The sequence below is a fragment of the Halochromatium glycolicum genome (assembly GCF_016584085.1).
GTDB classification, from domain to species: Bacteria; Pseudomonadota; Gammaproteobacteria; order Chromatiales; family Chromatiaceae; genus Lamprobacter; species Lamprobacter glycolicus.
Window position 1 is genome coordinate 1 of the sequence record NZ_NRSJ01000140.1, and the last position, 523, is coordinate 523.

Sequence of the window (523 nt, forward strand, 5' to 3'; positions counted from 1 at the left end):
GGACGTCACCATCCTGACCTTGATCGCCTGTTTGCCCGAATTGGGCCAACTCAACCGCAAGCAGATCGCCGCCCTGGTCGGCGTCGCGCCGCTCAATCGTGACAGTGGAACCCGGCACGGGAGACGCTGCGTGTGGGGCGGACGCGCCCCCGTGCGCCACGTGCTCTATATGGCAACCCTCTCGGCGGTGCGTTACAACCCGGTTCTGAAGGCGTTCTACACCCGACTGCGCGATGCGGGTAAGGTCGCCAAGGTGGCCCTCGTGGCGTGCATGCGCAAGCTCCTCACCATCGTCAACGCCATGCTGCGCGATCAGGCGCACTGGGATCCTGCTCATGGGAAAACCGCTTGACCTGAAACACAGTTGCTATCCCCTCGGGGGAGAGGGGCTTTTCAGCTTCCCCGCTGGGAAGGGGTTAGCGAGAAACATTCTCGCCTTGTTCGTGGTCTCAATTATTAACATTGAAAAATCGTCGGACATGTGGCGATGACCAGAACGATGCGTTTCGCGCCTTGGCCCTGG

General features: G+C 61.0%; 1 protein-coding gene. It reads left to right on the forward strand.

Annotated elements, in window-relative coordinates; translation table 11 throughout:
* A partial coding sequence (locus tag CKO40_RS23880; RefSeq protein WP_200348950.1) for a transposase occupies window positions 1–352 on the forward strand: 352 nt, incomplete at its 5' end.
* Window positions 353–523: the final 171 nt, after the last annotated feature.